16 protein-coding genes are annotated in these 19,356 nt (G+C 66.1%); 10 read left to right on the top strand and 6 right to left on the bottom strand.

Going from position 1 to position 19,356, the window contains the following annotated elements:
• The first annotated feature begins 120 nt into the window (after positions 1 to 120).
• Positions 121 to 1,620 (top strand): trypsin-like serine peptidase, encoded by a 1,500-nt coding sequence (locus tag IL992_RS47330; protein WP_226874901.1) that lies wholly within the window; start codon positions 121 to 123, stop codon positions 1,618 to 1,620.
• Between the two features lie 372 nt (positions 1,621 to 1,992).
• Here IL992_RS47330 and IL992_RS43975 read toward each other — a convergent pair whose 3' ends face one another.
• Genes IL992_RS43975 through IL992_RS43960 form a run of 4 tightly spaced genes read right to left on the bottom strand, consistent with a single transcriptional unit; the run spans position 1,993 to position 5,743 of the window.
• A complete protein-coding gene (locus IL992_RS43975) occupies positions 1,993 to 2,412 on the bottom strand; it encodes a TerB family tellurite resistance protein (RefSeq protein WP_193209220.1) in 420 nt (139 codons plus the stop codon).
• Positions 2,413 to 2,446: 34 nt separating this feature from the next.
• A complete protein-coding gene (locus IL992_RS43970) occupies positions 2,447 to 4,219 on the bottom strand; it encodes a hybrid sensor histidine kinase/response regulator (protein ID WP_193209219.1) in 1,773 nt (590 codons plus the stop codon).
• The gene (locus tag IL992_RS43965; RefSeq protein ID WP_193209218.1) at positions 4,216 to 4,776 is read right to left on the bottom strand and encodes a response regulator; all 561 of its coding nucleotides are present in this window, start codon (positions 4,774 to 4,776) and stop codon (positions 4,216 to 4,218) included. Before IL992_RS43965 ends, IL992_RS43970 begins: the two co-directional genes overlap by 4 nt.
• 49 nt (positions 4,777 to 4,825) lie before the next feature.
• Positions 4,826 to 5,743, bottom strand: a complete 918-nt coding sequence (locus tag IL992_RS43960) for a methyltransferase domain-containing protein (protein ID WP_193209217.1) — start codon at positions 5,741 to 5,743, stop codon at positions 4,826 to 4,828.
• Positions 5,744 to 6,316: 573 nt separating this feature from the next.
• On the opposite strand from IL992_RS43960, the gene IL992_RS43955 reads away from it, so the two are divergent.
• From IL992_RS43955 to IL992_RS43915, 9 genes are all read left to right on the top strand, one after another.
• Positions 6,317 to 7,174 (top strand): hypothetical protein, encoded by an 858-nt coding sequence (locus IL992_RS43955; RefSeq protein WP_193209216.1) that lies wholly within the window; start codon positions 6,317 to 6,319, stop codon positions 7,172 to 7,174.
• Positions 7,175 to 7,559: 385 nt separating this feature from the next.
• Positions 7,560 to 8,168 (top strand): hypothetical protein, encoded by a 609-nt coding sequence (locus IL992_RS43950; protein ID WP_193209215.1) that lies wholly within the window; start codon positions 7,560 to 7,562, stop codon positions 8,166 to 8,168.
• Positions 8,169 to 8,318: 150 nt separating this feature from the next.
• Complete coding sequence (locus IL992_RS43945; RefSeq protein ID WP_193209214.1) at positions 8,319 to 8,531, top strand: hypothetical protein; 213 nt, start codon at positions 8,319 to 8,321, stop codon at positions 8,529 to 8,531.
• 477 nt (positions 8,532 to 9,008) lie between these two features.
• A complete protein-coding gene (locus IL992_RS43940; protein ID WP_193209213.1) occupies positions 9,009 to 9,512 on the top strand; it encodes a flavin reductase family protein in 504 nt (167 codons plus the stop codon).
• Between the two features lie 65 nt (positions 9,513 to 9,577).
• Positions 9,578 to 10,651 carry a questin oxidase family protein gene (locus IL992_RS43935; protein ID WP_193209212.1) on the top strand — a complete coding sequence of 358 codons (1,074 nt, stop codon included), beginning with the start codon at positions 9,578 to 9,580 and terminating at the stop codon, positions 10,649 to 10,651.
• A gap of 80 nt (positions 10,652 to 10,731) precedes the next feature.
• Positions 10,732 to 11,697, top strand: coding sequence for an isopenicillin N synthase family dioxygenase (locus IL992_RS43930; protein WP_193209211.1), 966 nt, complete (start codon positions 10,732 to 10,734; stop codon positions 11,695 to 11,697).
• Between the two features lie 22 nt (positions 11,698 to 11,719).
• Positions 11,720 to 12,682, top strand: coding sequence for an aldo/keto reductase (locus IL992_RS43925; protein WP_193209210.1), 963 nt, complete (start codon positions 11,720 to 11,722; stop codon positions 12,680 to 12,682).
• Between the two features lie 390 nt (positions 12,683 to 13,072).
• Positions 13,073 to 14,263, top strand: a complete 1,191-nt coding sequence (locus tag IL992_RS43920; protein WP_193209209.1) for a cytochrome P450 family protein — start codon at positions 13,073 to 13,075, stop codon at positions 14,261 to 14,263.
• Positions 14,264 to 14,454: 191 nt separating this feature from the next.
• The gene (locus IL992_RS43915; RefSeq protein WP_193209208.1) at positions 14,455 to 14,661 is read left to right on the top strand and encodes a ferredoxin; all 207 of its coding nucleotides are present in this window, start codon (positions 14,455 to 14,457) and stop codon (positions 14,659 to 14,661) included.
• 268 nt (positions 14,662 to 14,929) lie between these two features.
• Here the strand turns inward: IL992_RS43915 and IL992_RS43910 are convergent, their stop codons facing one another.
• Together IL992_RS43910 and IL992_RS43905 are read right to left on the bottom strand one after the other, a co-directional pair.
• A complete protein-coding gene (locus IL992_RS43910; RefSeq protein WP_193209207.1) occupies positions 14,930 to 15,952 on the bottom strand; it encodes an LLM class flavin-dependent oxidoreductase in 1,023 nt (340 codons plus the stop codon).
• Positions 15,953 to 16,785: 833 nt separating this feature from the next.
• A complete protein-coding gene (locus IL992_RS43905) occupies positions 16,786 to 18,474 on the bottom strand; it encodes a hypothetical protein (RefSeq protein WP_193209206.1) in 1,689 nt (562 codons plus the stop codon).
• Positions 18,475 to 19,356 lie beyond the last annotated feature (882 nt).

Below are 19,356 nucleotides of genomic sequence, written 5' to 3'. Positions count from 1 at the left end.
CCTAGAATAGCCCGAATTATCAAGTCCTACCCCGCTCCTCCGTTAGTCTTCCTGCGCCTGTTACTTTGCTGACGATTTGGGGGCGACGATCACGCCTCACGACAGACCAGGGAGAACGTCTTGAAGTGCGCCCTCACCTTCGGTGGTGTCACGGCCGGTTTGCTGGCCTCGGCCGTCGTCGCGGCCCCGGCTGATGCCTCGGACTCCGTCCCGTCCGCCGTTCTGGCCAACACCCCCTTGGCCGCCAAGCAGATCGCCGCATTCTGGTACGGCGAGAACAAGGCCAACCTGATCGGCGCGACTCTGTACAACGTCGAGACGAAGGTCGTCGCCAACCATGTGTCGACCGGTGGTCCGGCCTCCCACAGCAAGCCGGGCGTGGTTCCGGCGGTCGGCGACGAGAAGAAGCCGGCCGCGAAGTCGAAGAACGTCAACCTGCCCAAGACCACCGGCAAAGTGTTCTTCATCGGCGCCGACCACAAGCCGCACTGGTGCTCGGCCACCTCGGTGCAGTCTCGCTACCGCAACCTGGTCGCCACGGCCGGACACTGCGTATACGACACTGAATCGAACGCCGCAACCCTTGACAAGTGGGTCTTCATCCCCGGTTACTACCAGGGCAAGACCCCATGGGGGATCTATGTCGGAAAGCAGGCCTTCACGCACTACGACTACGACGTCTACGAGGATGGCGACCGCGACTACGCGTTCGTGACCGTCTACGACGGCGTCCTGCCCACGAGCCTGAAGGCGGACGGCTACAGCAAGGTCTTCGAGACCGCGCAGGAAGCCAAGGACGCGGCGGCGGCGATCGAAAACAACAAGAATACCGCCGGATCGAAGCTCACGATCTCCCCCGTCCTCGACACGGAGCATGTCAAGCCGCTGGGCGCGCCGGAATCCCAGAAGACCTACGTGACCGCCGACGCCTTTCACCAGCTCAACATCAACAAGAACATCTTCAGCGACGGCCCCTGGAAACCCGGCACCGGCGCCGACGACGCAGAGACCACCAAAGAGGCCCACGACTCCGTCCAGAAGCCAGGTTCGAACGGGCTTACCGAGGATCACAAGACCGGGTACTGGCGGAGCGAGTTCATCCCGAATGTGGGCTACAAGTACTACAAGCGGACCTGGTGGGTGAACTACGACCTGGACTACAAGCTCAGCGGCAAGACTCTGTCGATCAGGCTTAAGAACGCCGGCCGCCTGGGCGACAACGTGGGCGGGCAAGGCCTGGCCTACAACCAGAAGGTGGGCACGCCGGTCTTCCTGTTCGGCTACCCGAGCGGGTCGCATCCGGACGGCGACTACGCCTACACCGGCAAGACCCTCAAGTGGAGCTACGGTAAGACCTTCGCCGTCCAGGCTCCCGAGGTCAAGGGCGAGGAGCTCGTCGGTGTGAAGTCCTCCTTCACCGGTGAGGGCTCCATCGGCTCGTCCTGGCTGCTCGACTACAAGAGCGGCCGCCGCCTCGGCTACCTGAACGGTGTCACGATCGGCATCGCCGACACCGACAAGAACGACAGGATCGACACCAGCCTCTCGCCGTACTTCGACGGCGAGCTCTACAGTGTCTACAAGGCGGCGGCGAACCGCTGGTCCGGCAAGATCGCCTGACGACGACCGGCGCCACCTGGCTGCCCCGGCCCCGGATTCCCGGACGACATGGTCATCTCGCCGGGGGCCAAGGAGTCGACCAGCGGGCGAAACCTCCGCTCACCCAGCAAGGTGCACGGCACGCGGTCTGGCGGACGTCGAGTGCCACGGCGGCCGGCTCTCAGCTGCGACCGTCCGCCGTCCCCGCAGTCGTGAACCACCTCAAGGCTGAGGCCCGCGCATTCGGTGGGAAACAGCTCCGTTCGGCCCGGAGCTCCCGGGCGCGCAGGGCGTCGGCTCGATCGGCATTCACGTGCTTCACAGGCAGGCGCGCCGGGCGCCCGGATCGCGGCGTAGGCCTGAGCTTCTGTTCACGGGGGACGGCGACGATTCTCAAACGGAGAACTTCATGCCGATGACCCGGCGCATGTCGTCGGCCAGCTCAGGGGGGATCCCGAGCGCCTCGCGAACTGTCACCAACAGCTTCTCCTCGGCTTCGACAAGGCCGTCGGCGAAAGCCAGCTCCAGCGCGCAGTAGTAGGTTCTCCTGCGGAGAATCTCGGACTTGATGTCGGACAGCGCCCCGACCGCACAGTCGATGCTTCCATCGGCACGGGAGGCCAGCCGCTTGGCCGCCTCGTAGTAGTCCTGAAAGTTACGCCCGTAGAACTCCGGCAGCGCCTTGGCGTAGGACTCGATGGTCGCGAGCTCCTGCGGCGCCATCTTCTGGTCGATGTAGCACATGAGCATCATCGCATGCACCATGATCGTTTTTTCGCCGAATTCCTCGGCGGTCTCCGCCTGCTGGGCCATCCGGGTTGCCTCCTTCATGCTTGTCGTTCCGCATTCATTCGTGCGCGGCGGTGAGCGCGATGGCGGCCGACCCGTCCTGGCCGTTCCCGCGGGTCGTCGGCAGGTCGATCGTGAAGCGGGTTCCCCCGCCCACCTCGCTGTCGCAGGCGATGCTGCCGTGGAGAAGATTCGTGACGATGTTCCGGACGATGGCGAGCCCGAGTCCCGTACCACCGGTGTCCCTGCCGGACGTGACGAACGCGTCGAACATCCTGGGCTTGATCGTCTCCAGCACCCCCTTGCCATGGTCGGCGAACCGGATTCTGAAGCCATCGCCCTTCGGTGCGTTCTCGATGAAGACGTCGATCGTCCCGCCAGTGCCCGGCTCGTACGCGTACTTGATCGCGTTCTGGGTGAGGTTGATGATCACCTGACTCAGGTGTCCGGGGAATCCGTTCCAGAGCAGGTCCAAACCCTCCTGGGCCTCGACACGGGCGGTGATGCCGTGCTTCTTGAGATCAGGACTCATGGTCTCCATGCAGTCCTCGATGGTGACCTTGATATCTGTCGTGACCCGCTCGTCCGACAACTGTGAGGCCGACAGCTTGCGGAAGCTCTGGATCAGCCGGTGCGCGCGGTCGAGATTCTTGTTCATCAGACGAACCGCCTCATTAAGACTGGCGGCGGTCTCGTCATCCTCCGGCGACGAACCGGGCCGGTTGCGCAGCAGCTCGTCGGCGAACTCCCCCGCCGCGGAGGCGGCGGTGCGTGCCACGCCCAGGGGGGTGTTGAGCTCGTGGGCCACGCCGGTCACCATCGTGGCGATGCCCTCGAGCCGGTCGTGGTACATCTGGTTGCGCAGTTCCTGCTCATGGTTCAGCCGCTCTCGCAGCCTCAGGGTGGAGAACGCGATGCACCAGTTCTCGATGAACAGCCTGGCGTCCGCGGCGAGATCGCGCCGGGCCCCGTCGGACACGACACCGGAGTTCATCGTGAAGACGATCCCGCCGAGCGTCGGCGCGGCGATCTCCGCGGCGTCGCCCGAGTTCTCCTCCCGGGCTTCAAAGATCATGATGAGATTGGACGCGTCCAGCCCGAAGGCGGTGCCGGGATGCTCGTGCATCAAGGGGGCGCCGGCCTCGTGGGCGGCCTTCAACGCGAGGCTGCGGGAAAGATGCCGCTCATCCTGCTCCATGGTGGCCGAAGGGTTGGTCCGGATGACCGCCGCGCCGCCGAGCGACAGATCGTAGTTGAACGTCGTCGTGCAGTTGTGCTTTACCTCGAGGAACCTCAGCGTCTCCCCCATGAACACCACGAGGTTGTCGACGCTGCTCATGTACTGCAGCGCCCGGGTGAAGCTCTGCAGCTGCCTGCCGTACGCGAGCAACGTCGAGATGTCCTGAGAACTGCGCAGGCACGCCCGGACGACGGTGAAGAGCTTCTCCGGGGTCATGTCGAGCTTGTTCAAGTAGTAGTCGATGTCGTACTCGTTGAGGACCTTCTCCTCGGGCACGATGCCGGCCTGCCCGGTTCGCAGGACGATTCGCGTTGATCGGGGGCATATCTCCCGAATCACCCCGCACAGCTCCAGGCCCGAGTCCTCCCGCTCCATGACCACGTCGACCAACGCGACATGGAAATCCTGGTCCTGCTTGAGCAGTTTCGTCGCCTCGGCCTGGCTGTGCGCGCTGATCAGCTCGAAGCGCTGGTTGCGCCAGGTCTTGGACTTCAGTACGAGCTTGGTGACCGCGTGCACGTCGGGGTCGTCGTCGATGACGAGGACCCGCCACGTACCGCCATCCCCGAGGGTCGTGGTGCCGGCGCTCATTCGCCCTCCTCTGAGAAGACCGGCCATTTCTTGTCCCCGAAGTCGCTCCACGCGCTCGGGCCGGACAGGTCGCGCATGCTTTCGCGGATCGACTCCAGGCTGTTGCGATGCGACTCAAGATCACTGAGCTCGCTGTACGCCTTGAGGGCGGTGCGGACCGCGGTGCGCAGGCGAGTCGAGGTGAGCTCTGATTTGGGCAGATAGCCGTCGATGTCGTAGTCCTGGACCACACGTTCCTCGGGGGCGGTGCCGGGCTGCCCGGTGCGGAGCAGGATGCGCACGAAGTGGTTTCCGAGTTCTTCGCGGATGAAGCGGCACGCCTCCAGTCCGGCCGCGGCCGACTCCATCACGACGTCCAGCAGGATGACGCTGACTCCAGGCGTCGTCCGCATGATCTCCACGGCCTGCGCCGCGGTGTCCGCGCGCAGCAGTTCCACGCCACGGTCCTGAAAGGTCAGCGGTTTCAGCACGATCTCGGTGATCCTGTGGACGTCATCGTCGTCGTCGACGACCAGGACCTGGTGCTTAGCCGGCTCTGGGGGAAGCGAATGCACCACGATTTCCTCCTTGCAGGGGTTGGGGAAACGGCCCTCCGCCGTCGGGGCTTCAGGCCCCGGGCTTCGTCGCCGCCAGCAGGAACTGCGGATAAGTGGCGAGGAATCTCTCGTGGTGGTCGTCTCTGGCGTCGGCGAAGCCGTCGATGACGGCTGCGACATCCGCCTCCGAGACGACTTCTGGATCGGTCTTCCCGAACATCCGGATGATCGAGCCGAGAAGATCCAGGAAGCTCTCTCCCATTTCCGCGTTGTTGCGCAGGCTGATGTCGAAAGCGTCGATCCGGAATCCCGCCGCGCTGACCAGGCGGGGCAGCTTGCTGCCCATCTCGCTGTCGCTGCCGCCCGTGGCGTAGAGCCGGCGCAACGCGTCGACGAAGACGCCGAAAGGACGCCAGTCGGGATGCATGGTCCAGTAACCGAGGTCCTCTTCGATGATGAAGACGCGGCCACCGGGCGGCAGCGACTCATAGAGTGTCGAGAGGACTTTCAACGGGTCCGAGACGTGCTGCAGAGTGAAGCGGAGAATGCACTGGCTGAAGGCCCCATGGACACGAGCAGGAAGGTCTTCCTGGCCGACCTTGCAGACGTCCATGGAGTAGTTCAGGACATCTGTCCGGCAACGCTCGGCGATATGGCGATTGGCCTCCAACCCGAACAGGCGCGAGTCGGGGAACGCACCGGCCAGGAATGAGCCGTACATGCCGTTCGCGCCGCCGACCTCCAGGACACCCGCGCCGTCCGCGCCGAACCCGTTCGCGCGCAGCCAGGCGACCTCCCGCTCCCCCAGGATCCGGGTCTGCACGTCAAGCACGTTGTCCCACTCCCGGAGGAGTTCCTCCTCCTTGATTCCGTTCATGATGCCGAACGTCAGCCAGGGGTTGTCGGCGGAAGCGGTGATCTGGGAGGCGATCGCGCTCGCGCCGAAGTCGAGCCTCTCCCAGCCCACCGGGCTACCGAACTTGCTCATGAGGGCTTCCCCGATTCTGTGGTGGGTGCTGATCTACGGTCTGTGATGCCGGATCGTCGAGCCGGATGACCCGAGGCAGGCCGGCGATGCCGCATACGCTCCCCGCGGGAGCGCACAGGCGATCTCATCAGCGCCGTCACGCGGTGGCAGCGGCCTGATCCCACGCCAGTATGTGCGGCGCGGTACTCGTACACCTGCGGGAATCCCCCAGTAACGGACCCCAAGAAGAGCACTATCCGGACGACAACTGTCTTCCTTATGGTGTTCGTGAGATCTATGTGGCCTATAAGACGAAATATGAACGAACGGGTAGATCGCTAACGGATAGCCGGGCAACACGGGATCAGCGAGTCGGCCGTACCTCCCGGTGCCGAGCCCCGCAGCGCCACCCGAGGACTCTCTCGCTCCCGCAACTCCTCGCTCGCAAACGGATGCGCCGCCGCATCAGGACGCTTCGACAGGGTCGGCACCGGCGCCGGCACCAAGTAGAGCAACAGATGCTCTGGTTCTTCATCCGTCAGTGGAAGATCGTTTGTGGCGCACTGTCCGATGAAGTTCCAACAGGGAGGCATCGTGGGCGGACTGAGTGCCGGCAGGTGGCGCTGTTTCACCGTCACGGCGGTGGTGGCCGCCGCGACCACCGTGACGCTGATGGGAACCACGGCCCCGGCATCCGCCGCCAGGACCACCAACACGGTCCTGTACGGCGCGACGTCCGGGCCGTACCCGGATCTGGGTATCGCCTACTGGGCAAGCGAGAACGCTGACCAGGTCAGCGTCGAGATCCCGGACGGGGGTGACAACCGAATCGTCTTCCACGACCCCAACGCCTCGTCCATGTCGATCACGGACGACGGCTCAGTCGCGGGAACACTGTGCACGCTGGACGACCCCACCACCATCAGCTGCCCGAAGTACGCCTACGACAGCAGTTCGACCCTGCGCATCGTCCGCAGTGTCAGCATCATCGGCTGGGCGGGCGCGGACCACCTGTCGGCCACTGGCGACGGCATGATCGTCTCCGGCGTGTCGGGCGGCGTCGCGACCGAGTCCACGTTCACCCCGATCAAGGTCACGCTGTCCGGATGGGAGGGTGACGACGTGCTGACGTCCACCGGCGGTTACTCCTCCATCGCCGGCGGGCCCGGTGACGACAGCCTCTCCAGCGGGCCGGGCAAGCCGGCGGGAGCCGGGTCTCAGTTCGTCGACAGTGTCGACGGTGGCCCCGGCAACGACACCATCGACACATCCTCCGACAACTCGCCCGACGCTGACGCGATCCACTGCGACGACCAGGCGGACGTTGTGCCCGATCCCGATACGTACCTGTCGGATTCGCTTACCAGGAGCGGCAACGACACGGTGTATCAGTACTACGTGCCGCCGAGCACCTACTACCCCAGCGGTTGCGACACCGTCACCACCTCGTGATTGGCCGGCAGGAGACACGTCGCGCGACGGTGACCGATCGCCCGGATGCCCGAGTCGCGAGGTGACCGCGGCGAAAGCGCCGTGGACCCCGGGCCGGACGGCGTCTCCTGCCTGCCCATCCCGTTTCGCCATCACCCCACCGCGGAGCGACGGCGAGCCGGCGGAGGTGCAACCCGTTCGACACGTCGCATCGCCTTACAGGCTCGAACACGCACGCCGAGCGACTGCCGCGGTCGTCGGCATATACCCCTGATGTGCCCGGATACCGTCGATTCCCCCGCCGAGAGCGGCCGTGAGCACCGGGCCCACCGCCCTCTCGGCAACGGCAATCCCCCATGAGCATCGCAGCGGCCCGTCTTCGAGCGGCGCCGGAATGGAGGAAGGTGTGACGATCAGCTTCGACCAGGCACATGAGCGCTTCGCTGTCGGTGCCCGTGTGCTGCACCTCCATCGGGAGTGGCGCGGCACCGTCGCGGTGCGGCCGAAGTACATGCTCCAGCCGGGACAGGTGTACGAGAGCCTCTCGGGCAGGTGTGTGTCGATCAACATCGAGTGGGACCACGGAGAGCACTTGTGGACCAGCCCCGACCAGCTCATGAGGATCGAGGACGAGGACACGCCGGACGCCATGAGGCCGTTCGACGACGGTCTCAGCGAGATCGGCGGCATGCGGGCGTCCAGCGCGATGGGCCTGGCCTGCCGGGGCGACCTCGACCGGCTCCGCGTCGCGCTCGCCACGCTCCCCACCGAGCAGGTGCAGGAGATCGCGGCCGCCGCCGCGCTCCTCATCTCGACCGCCCATGAAGTAGCGGGAAGCACGCCAGAGGCGATCGCCGAGTGCGACCCGGCCCAGGTCGTGCGGTCCCAGGACGGGCCGCGGGATTCGAGCCACGAACCGCTGTTCAACGAAAAGCAGCGAGAACTCCTCCACCGGATGAGCATCGACCCCACCGCCGGCTGGACCCTCGACGACATCCGCTCCCTGATGGAGTGACCGAACCTCCGCATCCGGGGCCGAGCCGTGACCGCGTATACCCGCGAGGCGCCTCGGCGCGATCCACGGTGCCGCCGACCGGCCGCCCGGATCTCCAGCGGCCAGCGGAAACGTCCGACTCATCGCCCCGCGCGGCCTCTGGAGGACCGGTTGGCGACGCCGCGTAACGACCTCATCGGCATAACGGCCGTCAGCGAGGTCGGCGGCAGCCGCCTGTCCATTTCACAGGTCGCCGTCAATGCCTTGAGCCTTCTGGCCGCCCGGGTGGAAACCACTCCCGGCGTGCTCGCGAGCATCGTAGCGACGCTACTCAAGCGCCCGGTGCACGTTCCCTTGCCCGTAGGTAGCCAGCCTCCCGTGTAAGCCGGGTGAGGGCGGGTCGACCGGCCCAGGGCCAGGGTGCCGATCGCACGCGGCGGTGGAGGCGCCATTCGGCCGCATCCTGGACGACGCCGGCGAGCAGTGCACAGGAACCTTGGGGTCCAGGAGTAGGGTCGGCCCCAGTCTCTTTCCCCGGGCAGGTGAATAGGCTCCCTGTCATCAGACGCGGCCACTCACAGCAGACGCTGCCGGTACGGGATCGAGAAGGATTCCACATGCCCGCATCAAAGTTTCCCGCCGTTCCAGACGCCCTGTCGGATCTCACTTATGACCTTTCCGTCTGCTTCCCGTCCTGCGATCCTCCACGGGCATCACGGTCCCCTGCGCACCCCTCGCGGGACCAGCGAACAGCCAGGCGCAGGGCTCCGGTTCGAAATGATCGCCGGTGACGGTGACGATGACGTCGAATTTCCACCGATGAATTCCGGCGTGCAATCGAAAGAAGCACGGTGAGCAGTAATGGATATGAGCGCGAGGTTTCTTGACACCTGCGCCAGCGTGTGCACACCTGTCGCGATCGCCACGAGCATCTGGTCGGGGCGGCCGCACGGCACTACCGTCAGCGCCTTCATGTCCCTGTCCCTTACGCCCCCGCTCGTCGCCCTCGCCCTCGACCGGCGATCCGCCCTGCTCCGCACGCTGCGACGGGCCGGGCGGGTGGGGATCAACGTACTCACCGCGGATCAGGAGCGGCTTGCCCGTGTGTTCGCGCGCACCGACGTCGACAGGTTCGCCGGCGTCGCCTGGACGGAGGACCACGCGTTGCCACGTCTGGCCGGCCAGGGGGGATGGATCGCATGCGAGGTGGTGGACCTTGTCCGGGGCGGCGATCACCTGATCGTGGTCGGCCATGTGCTTCACGCGGTTCCCGCGTCCGCGCCGCCTCTCGTCTATCACGAGCGAGCATTCGGAACCGCCGTTCCAGGCCCGGCTCTCACCCCCTTCGTGCCCGTCTCCCCATAACGAGCCGGGCAACAGGCCCTCGGGGCCCGTCGTGTATCGACATCGAGAGAGAAGGCGGTGCGCGTATGTCCGACGATGTGAAGTCCATGCTGGACGCGCTCGACCGGCTGTCGGACAAGGGATTCGAGTTCGCCGGTCACCTGTCGAACCATGGCCCGATGGTGGCGGACGCGCTGGTCGCTCTCGGCGCGGGGGAAGCGGCGGCGACCTGGTGTGAAAGCTACCGGCCCAGGTTGGAGGAGACGCCGCGCCCTCGCGAGCGGATCTCGGTGAGGGATGACGAGTGGCGCCACGCCTTGGGGCGGTTCGAGCGGGTGGCCGACTGGACGGCGTTCATGCGGACCCAGCTGGCCGATGACGACTGGCCTTCTGTGGTACGCCGCTGGTGGGCCAGGCTTCTGCCGGGGATCGCTGCCGCCGGCACCCACGGGGTGATCCGCACGGCGCATGCCGTACGGGCGCTGGACCGTGCGGGACAAGCGCCGTGCAGCGTCGAACCTGTGCTGCTCGACGAGCTGGCCGCCGGCTTGGGGTATTGGGCCGCGCGTTATCAGACCCTGCCCGGCCGGCCCCGCCTGCTCGGCGATCTGGACGCCGACGGCGCCCTGGAGCGCGTCCCGACCGTGGAGGCCGGCGTCGTGGCGCCGGGCCGCGGCATCATGGGGCACCTCGCACTGACCTGGCGGCTGCCGGGCTTTCCGGACTCGCTGGAGTCGCTGCGCGTCAAGCATGACGTGCCGACCTCGCTGAGCGCCTTGACCGCCGCCGGCGCACGCCACCTCCTCACCCGCATGGATCTCGCCGTCGTGTTCGCGCACCTTGTGACAGCGCCTTCGGCCGTCCGGTTCGTGCTCCCGCACCTGCCCGAGCGGCTCCAATGGGCCACCCTCCAGGCGATATGGACGGTCGTGGCGGGCATCGTCGCCACGTTCCCTCGCCTGACCGGGCCGCCGGTGCCCCTCCCCGAACGCGCCCCCGATCCGGCCGACGTTATCGACGCGGCGGTGGGCCACGGCGACGAGCACGTGGTCAAGGTCGCCGACGCGGCGCTACGCGAGTACGCGCTGACCGGGGACGAGCTGTATCTGCACGCCGCCGCGGCGATCCCACGTTTCCTCAGGCCGCTGCGATGGGCCTGACGGGCACTGAGCCCACTCCGATATGAAAGAGACAAAACATGACACCACGTCCTATCTCGGTTGATCCTCGCCCGGCCCTGATGCCCACCATCGAGCTGTCGGCTTTCATATCCGGCACAGAAGAAACCCGGCTGGAGATCTCCTCTGCCGTCGACGCCGCCTGCCGTACGACGGGATTCTTCCTGATCATCGGCCATGGCGTGCCGGGCGGCCTGATGAACGAGGTCTACCGGCGATCGCGCGAGTTCTTCGATCTGCCGGCTGAGGTGAAGCACTCCTACTATGCCGAGGGCCACGGATTGCTCGGCTACCGCGGCATGAACAGCCTGCGCGCGTCCACCTCGAGTGCGAGCGACTCGCCGTACGACGCCAAGGAGCTGTACTCGATAGGGCAGGAATACCCGCCTGCGCACCTGGCCACGTCGCATGCCGAGTTCTTTCCGCCCAATATCTGGCCGCGGGGCATGGTTGGCTTCCGGGCGGCCTTGCTCGCCTACTACGACGCGATGTGCCAGCTGACCGAGCCACTCGGAGAGTTGTTCGCCACTGCGTTGGGTCTGCCTGGAGACTACTTCGCCTGCCGATCGGAGGGGCAGCTCAGCTGGCTCGCATCCATCAACTACCCGTCCCCGGCGACCGCCCCTGTCGAGCCGGGTCAATGGCGGTTCGGCGCGCACCGCGACCGGTCTTGTTTCACCATCCTGTCCACATCCGGGCCGGGGTTGGAGGTCGAGGACGCCTACGGCGTCTGGCATCCGGTTCCCGTACGCCCCGACGCCTTCATCGTCAACGTCGGCAGCATGCTGGCCGGCTGGACGGGTGGCCGGTGGACCGCCCCCATGCACCGGGTGAGCTCGCCGCGCGCCGACGCCTCGCCGGACCAGGCACCCTCGCGCCGCCAGTCCCTGGCATTCTTCTACAGCCCCGATCCCACCGTCACCCTGGATCCGCTCCCCACCTCCGACTGCGGCGAGCCGCATACCCTCCACGGCCGCACGCTCACAGTGGCCGATCACCTGCGGTCGCTACTGGGCCTCTACAAGTAACAGCGCATCATGGGGAGCAACCGTGGAAATCCGCCCCTTGGGCCATAGCGGACTGCTGGTCAGCGAAATCAGCTATGGCACCTGGGTCAGTCAACGGTCTCAGGTCGACGAGCACCTCGCGCGGCAGTGCGTACAGGCGGCGCTCGACGAGGGGATCACGACCTTCGACACCGCCGACGTCCATGCGGACACCAGGGCCGAGGACGTGCTCGGCCGGGTACTCAAAGGCGCATGTCGGGAGTCTCTGCAGATCCTCACCAAGGTGCACCCATCGGCAGGCTCCGGTCGCGGCCTGTCGCGCGAGCACATCACCGAGTCGATCCACGGTTCCCTACGCCGGCTGCGAACCGACTACGTCGACCTCTACCAGGTCCACGGCTTCGACTCGGCCGCTTCACTAGACGAGATGCTTGACACCCTTGACGACCTGGTGCGGCAGGGCAAGGCGCGCCACGTGGGAGTCAGCGGGTGGAACGCCGAGCAGATCGCCCAGGCGTTGGAAATCGCCGATGAGATGGGCTTCCGGCGGATCGTCTCCAACCAGGCACCGTACTCGATGGTGTGGCGGCTCATCGAGGGCGACGTCGTGCCGTTGTGCGAAAAGGAGGGGCTCGGCCAGATCGTCTGGGCACCGATCGCGCAGGGTGTGCTCACCGGCAAGCACCCGCCGGGCCGGCGACCTCCCGCCAGGACCATCGATCCGGGCGTCAGCCAGTTCATGCCCGAGGACCTGACCGACGACATGCTCATCCGGGTGCAGCGCCTCAAGCCGATCGCGGCCGACCTGGGGCTGAGCATGGCCCAGCTGGCGATCGCCTGGGTGCTTCGGCACCAGAACGTCGCGTCGGCTGTGGTCTGCGCCGGTACACCAGACCAGCCAAGGGAGGCCGCCAAGGCATCGGGCGTCACGCTCGACGCCGAGGTCCTGCAAAAGATCGACGAGGTACTGGAACCGGTCACTCAGCGCTCCGTTCCGCCCGCTTGATCTCCATAGGGCGGAGTCCGCCCGTGGCGCACCGCCTCGGTCCTCCCCACCACAGCCGCCGGCCGGGCCGGCCTTCCAGTCGCGGGCAGAGATTGATGGACGAGCCTGAGGCGCCGGCCTCACGATCCCTCAATAGGCCCCGCAGACTTGTGTGATCGCGCTTACTTCGGGCGCAGAAACAACCAGAACAACGGGAAATTCCGCTGCCGCCATGAACGTAAACGTTGGACCTTCCGCTCTCACACGGAGAGCCAGCGCAGGGGAATGGGATCGGAAACTTTAGGGGGTTCGCCAGGGGTCTTCCCCAGTGCACCGCTCCCGTCGCGACGGCAGACTCGCGATGCAGAGGATTTGAGACAGGATTCACGTACGCCCCAGACAGGAGACGTAATGCGTGGTCCATCACCAGCGCTTTACAGCCCCGAGTTCTTTCAGAATCCCTATCCGACCTGGGCGTGGCTCCGCGAGAATGACCCGGTACACCAGTTCGCTTTTCCGGGAACAGATGTCCCCGTCTGGCTGGTGACACGCTACGCCGACGTTCTCGCTCTCCTCGCTGACCCCCGCGTCAGCAGCAACCCCGACAATGCCGACCAGCGCTTCAAGGAGGCCGGTCTGGGCTTCTCCGCACTGGGCATGGTCCCGGGACTGTCCGACCCGCCTGATCATACGCGGCTGCGCCGACTCGCCATGAAAGCGTTCACTCCACGCAACGTCGAGATCTGGAGAACCTTCGTTCGGGACACGGTTCACAGCCTCCTCGACAAGGCCGAAGCTCGCGGTGAAACGGACGTCGTCCAAGATTTCGCCGGCGTCCTCACCGCGGAGGTGACAGGCCAGATCCTGGGGATGAAGCCTGACCTGCGGCAGGACCTTGCCGAGCACATGAATGGCGTGCTCTCGAACGTGCCCGAACGGGTCCAGGAATCGGGGAAGTGGCTGCTGGACAATGCCCGGGAAGTCGTGGCGTTCAAGCGCACACACCCTGGAGATGATCTCACTTCGCGTCTCATCGCAGCTCGCGACGGAGCCGACCGACTGAGCGAGGAGGAGTTGGTGGCCTGGGTCTCAGCGCTCATCTTCGGCGGCCATGACACGACGAAGAACTTGATCGGCAACGCCACGCTGGCCCTTCTGGACCACCCCGACCAGTTCGCGCTGCTGCGCGACGACCTGTCGATCACTCCTCAGGCGGTGGAGGAATTCCTCCGGTACGAGAGCCCGGTGACCATGTCCTCGTGGCGCTTCGTAACAAGTGATCTCAAAGTCGCCGGCGTGGAACTCCCTGTCGGAGCGGCCGTGCTGCCCGCGACTCTGTCCGCGAACCACGATCCTGACCGCTTCCCGGATCCGGACCGGCTGGACCTGTCACGGACGGACGTGCGGCATCTCGCGTTCGCGCATGGCGTGCACAACTGTATCGGCGCCGCTCTGGCCCGGATGGAAGCCCAGATCGCCATGTCCGCCCTGGTGGGTCGCTTCCCCGAACTCACCCTCGCAGTCCCCCGTAGCGATCTGCGTTACCGGGCCATCATGTTCGCGCGTCAGCTGGAGTCGCTGCCCGTACGGCTTTCACGCTGAGGCAACATGTCATCAGGCATCGTCCAGCGAGGAGTTCTTCCGAAATCCACCCGCGCCGAGAACATCTGGTGGGGAACACGTTATTGATGCCCTGCTCGGTATTGGGCATGAGCACACCGAGTGAGGTGTTTCTCCCGCTTTCAGGCGCTGCAACTCACTGCTACAACGACCCGACCAGAAGGAGGGCCCCAATGACCGCCGAGCTCTTCGTTCACGCGCGCGTCTGCCGAGGCACCGGGCTGTGCCGCGCGATGGCCCCCGCCCTGTTCGACCTCGGACCGGACGGCAAAGCCCGCATCCTGCGCACCGCCGTCTCGGACCCGGAGGAACTTGCGCTCGTTCAGGACATCGCCGACTGTTGCCCTACCGAAGCGATCGCACTCGAATCCTCAGCTTGATCGTGCAGCCCTGAGAAACGTCCGAGGGGCGGCGGCCGGGTGCCGGCAGCACATGCATGGTGCGCTCGATCGCCCCCCGCTTCCAACCGGGTCCGAAGGCTCTACCGGCAAGGGTTGACGGCCCAGGGTGGTCAACTGCGGGCGGCACCGGCTCTACGGGACGACCACCTCTGCGATGAAGCTTCGTCCGGTGTGACATCCGTACGTGGTGAACGAGCGCGCCCGTCGCCGGGCGGCGTCGGGCGGGGCGGCCCCGCCCTGCGCGCCGTCACGACGTCTGGTCGATGCCGAGCTTCGGCAGAACATACCGCTCCGTCAGCTCCATGCAGCTCTCGAACGACGCCGACGGGAATGGCATGAGCACCACACTCCCCGCACCGGCCGCCCGCAGGCGCTCGATGCGCTCGACGCACTCGTCAGGGTCACCCGCGATCACGAGGTCGTCGATCCACTCGTCGGGCATCTCCCGCTGAATCAGCTCGGCGGCATTCGAACCGCCGCGCTCGCACATGTCGAGCAACTGATCGGTGATCCCATAGACCTGGATCAGCGCCAGCGTGGGCGCCACCGAGAGGTAGAACGCGAGCATCGGGCGGATGAGATCCTTCGCACGACGACCGTCGGTGTCGACGGCGTACAGGGCGAGCGTCGAGACGGGATGCGGCTTGCCCACGATCCCGGCACGCGCATGTCCCTCCCGGATGCGTTCGCGCGCCCAGCTCACGTACGTCGTGCCGGCAAGCGCCGACATCAGCGTGCCGTCGGCGATCTCGCCCGAGAGCTGGAGCATCTTCGGGCCCACCGCGCCGGTGTAGATCTGCGGGACGTGCTCAGGGGCGTGCTCAAGGCGGACGCCGTCGAGTGTGAACACCTGGCCGGCGTGCTGGGCGGTCTTCCCCGACAGCAGCGCGCGCACGTTCGTAACCGTCTCGCGGACGGCGGAGAGCTGGCTCTTGGGCGTGACACCCAGCTGTGCGAGCACCTCGGGCAACCCGAGACCCACGCCGACGCGCACCCGTCCGGGGAACATCCGCTCGGCGGTCGCGGCCTCCATCGCCAGCACGGCGGGATGCCGTGACAGCGCCGACACGACGCCCTGGCCGACCACGATGCGGCGCGTCGCGGCGAGGGCTCCGACTACAGCGGCGACGCTGCCGAGGAAGTAGGGGTCCTCCGGGATCCACAGCTCGGCGAATCCGGCCGCCTCGGCGCGCCGTGCGACACTCGCGATCCGCTCCGGCGGCGTGTCGCTCGCCACCGCAAGGCCCAGCGTCATCTCCTGGTCGGTCATCTGATCAAGGCTCCCTCTGGCTGGTAACGTGACAACGCCTGCTCACCCCACGGCGGCGGGTGACCCGCGAGCGGCGCCGCCCACGCCATCCGCGACCGGAACATGCGCCGGACTCCGCCGTACCGAGTCCTGCGGTTCGCGCGTATGGAGAGTGGGGGTGCGCTTTCTCCCAAGGTTCACGGACAGTTTTCGATGAAACCCTGCTCGCTGGAGAACAAACGCCGTCTCAACCCCGCGGCACCGGGGGTGGTGCCGTTATCGGTTGAGGCCGACCAGCTTGTCCCAGAACTCCAAGAAAGGGAATCGATGTGAAAAAGCCCCTCTCAGCCATGGTTGTCGCCGTCGCGGCCACCGCCCTGGCCGGTTAGCGTCCCCGGCCGCCCATGCCGCGGGCACGTACTGCAGCGGTTGGGTTTCCACGAACGTGAACGGTGTCTATACCAAGACGTGCATCGAGGGCGCGAGCCAGTACTGGAAGCAGGGATCCGTGCTGGTCTACAACGGGAGCAACGACTAGGCCGACGTGGGTAACGTCTACGCCGAAGTCTTCTCGGCGGCGCCCTTCCCCATAACATGTCCGGCGGGCTGGGTGAAAGCCAAGGCCACGTATACCTGCTCCACCCAATGGGCGTACGATCCCGACCCTGTCAGTTCCGCTGACTACGCCCACGGATGGATCAGACATGACGCCAATTCTCCCTACAGCGGATGTCATGTCGCCGAGTGTGTGGTGATCCGTCTCGATGACTCACGTCCGGGCTGTGCCGGCCTTGTCGAACCGCTGAGCCGGCGACGGTCATACGTGGCCGGCGTCCAGGAGCCCGCGCCATACATCATCCGACGGTGGTCCTGAGCAGGTCGACGAGGTCGCGGACCGCCTTCTGGCCGGCACAATCAGTGATCCAGTCGTCGTGGTCGGGGCTCTGGCCGCACCCGTCGAAACGCTTACGAAGGTGCGTCAGCGATGTGACAGCCTGGCCCACCTTACGCCGGAGCAGGTACGACTCCACATCGTCGAGCTTCGAGAGGAGGACCTGCTTGTGGTCCGGCGCGATGAACGCGGAGTCCGGCAGCAGACCGATCGCCTTCTGAATCAATTGAACATCCAGACCGTCGAGGATGCCGTCGTCATCGGTGTCCGGGTCGAGCGGGTCGGTGCCGTGAGCGACTTCGAAACCGTCGCCGAGCAGGTCGCCGTCGGTGTCGGCCTTCAGCGGATCGGTGTGATGGGTATAGAGCTCGGCGACGTTGGACAGCCCGTCGCCGTCGACGTCCTCATCGGCATCCTGGACGCCGTCGCCATCGCTGTCGCGCTTGAACGGGTCGGTGCCGAGGACGTTGACCTCGGCACCGTCATCGAGACCGTCGACGTCGGTGTCACGCTCCCTCGCAGCGGTACCGGTGCCGTAGATCTCGACGCCGTTGGTCAGCCCATCCTGGTCCTGGTCCCCGTTGGCGAGGCACGAATAATCGACCCTGTAGTGCTTGAAAAAGATCTGATCGGTGCTGACCAGATCGTTGTCCAGCAGGATCACATGTAGCTGCCCCTCGATCTGCGGCGACCCCGGAACGGCGTCCCGATTCCACCAGTCGGCTCCTTCCGGCTCCTCGCTGGTGAGGTCTTCGGACGGGTCGTACTGGAAGTTGAAGGGATCCGAGCCGCCGTTGCTGGACTCGTCGATCAGGTGCCCGTCCGAATCGAACAGGTGAATGCCACCACGATCAGCGAAGGCAGGCGAGTACCCGCCGTTGACGAGGTACAGGTCTCCCATTGGTGTGAAAGTCGCGCCCTGGACGTTGTCGAAGGGGGGATCGAGCGGGCCACCGTCCTCATCGGTCAGGAAACGGTCGCCGGCCGGGTAGAACGCGGTGGCCACATGACCGATCGCCAGCAGCGAGGTGTCCACCGCGAACCGGGCAAGCGGCACCGATGACGATACCTTCGACCTCGACACGTACAGGAGATGCTCGTTCATGTTGTAGAAGGCGGCCGAGGCGTGCGTCCATCCCTGGAGCGTGAAGACACCCTTGTACGACAGGTCGGCGGCTTGGAAGACCGCGATGCCCGCCTTGGCGGCTCCGGTCCCGGGATCCTTGCCCGCGACCGGCACAAAGAGGAAGCCGTCGAACTGATCGAGGTCCTTGAAATCCTCGTACCCGGCCGCCTCCAACGAGGCCGGCATCGCGGTCGCGCTCACTCCCTGCGGCCAGGTGCCGGGATCCTTCGGGTCGATGTCGCTGTCGAGGTCGACCGAGACCGGCACCTTCATAAGGAACGCGTACTTCTGCCCAGTGAAGTACCAGTTTTTGGAGTCATGAGCCACACCCTGCAGGTTGTCGGTATACCCGAGCTCGGCGTCGCTCGGATGCTCGCCCAGGTACAGCGTCTCCGGGACAAGGGCGCAGTCGTCGTCCGCTCTGGCGGATGCGACCGGCCCGCATGCGATTCCCAGCGCCATCGCCACGGTCGTGACGACCGCGCCGAGCCTGCGCCCGGCCGTCGCCAATGCCCTCAGTGGCACACGCGTAGGCGAGGGACGGGCAGGGTCGTCAGTACGATCGGTTGATCCGGAATTGGTCATCCGACACATCCCAGGTTCAGGTTGAGTTTCGGCGGCCCGGTCCTCCCGCATGGGGTCTGGCCGCCTCCGGTGGGAAGCAGGCGCCGATGACCCGACGCGACGAGAAATCCGCCCCTGAGGAAAGGGGGTGGGAACGCATCGAGTACGCCGCCGGCGCGAATGCGAGTGGCCCTATCGGACCACCGTTGCGACGGATACGCCCCGTCTTCAAAGTGATCGCCGCGGGCGGGAGTACGGCTCACATGGCGATCCGCTCCGGTCCCCGCGACACTTGGCCCAACCACGCGGAGGAAGTATCTGCCCTGGTACGCGCGCCGTGTGGCTCCCGTCGACCGTCGATCACACGCGCGTACGGACCCTTATCCGGCTGGCACCTTCCTGCTATTTCGCATGTCCTTTATCTTCACGGGAAGGGAGGCGGCCGAAATCAGGGACGCCCCCTACCAGACACCCGAAACTTAGGGCTCGGCACCTGGCCGAGGTGCCTGCGCCCAGCTCCGGAAGTTCGTCGGCGGTACGTCGCGTGCGTACGAATGCGCTCGGGGCCGCGGTGCCCTCGGTTCCCTGGACGCGGGGATGGAGGCCGGGACGAGTCACAGTGCCCGCCTGGGATGGTTGTCCCCTCGCGTCCCGTCCGACCGACCACGGCACTGGACGTGACGCAACGACGGGGACGGTCATCGACGTAAGGCAACGCCGGCCGGGAGTTCAAGGAGGCGGGCCTGGCGCTGACCGTGTTCGGCAGGAATGTGGCACTGGCCGATCCACCGGATCATATGAGGCTGCGCAAGCTCGCGATGAAGGCGTTCACACCCCGCAATG

The organism is Microbispora sitophila, assembly GCF_014892245.1.
GTDB lineage: Bacteria > Actinomycetota > Actinomycetes > Streptosporangiales > Streptosporangiaceae > Microbispora > Microbispora siamensis.
This window is presented reverse-complemented; position numbering and strand designations above follow the sequence as displayed.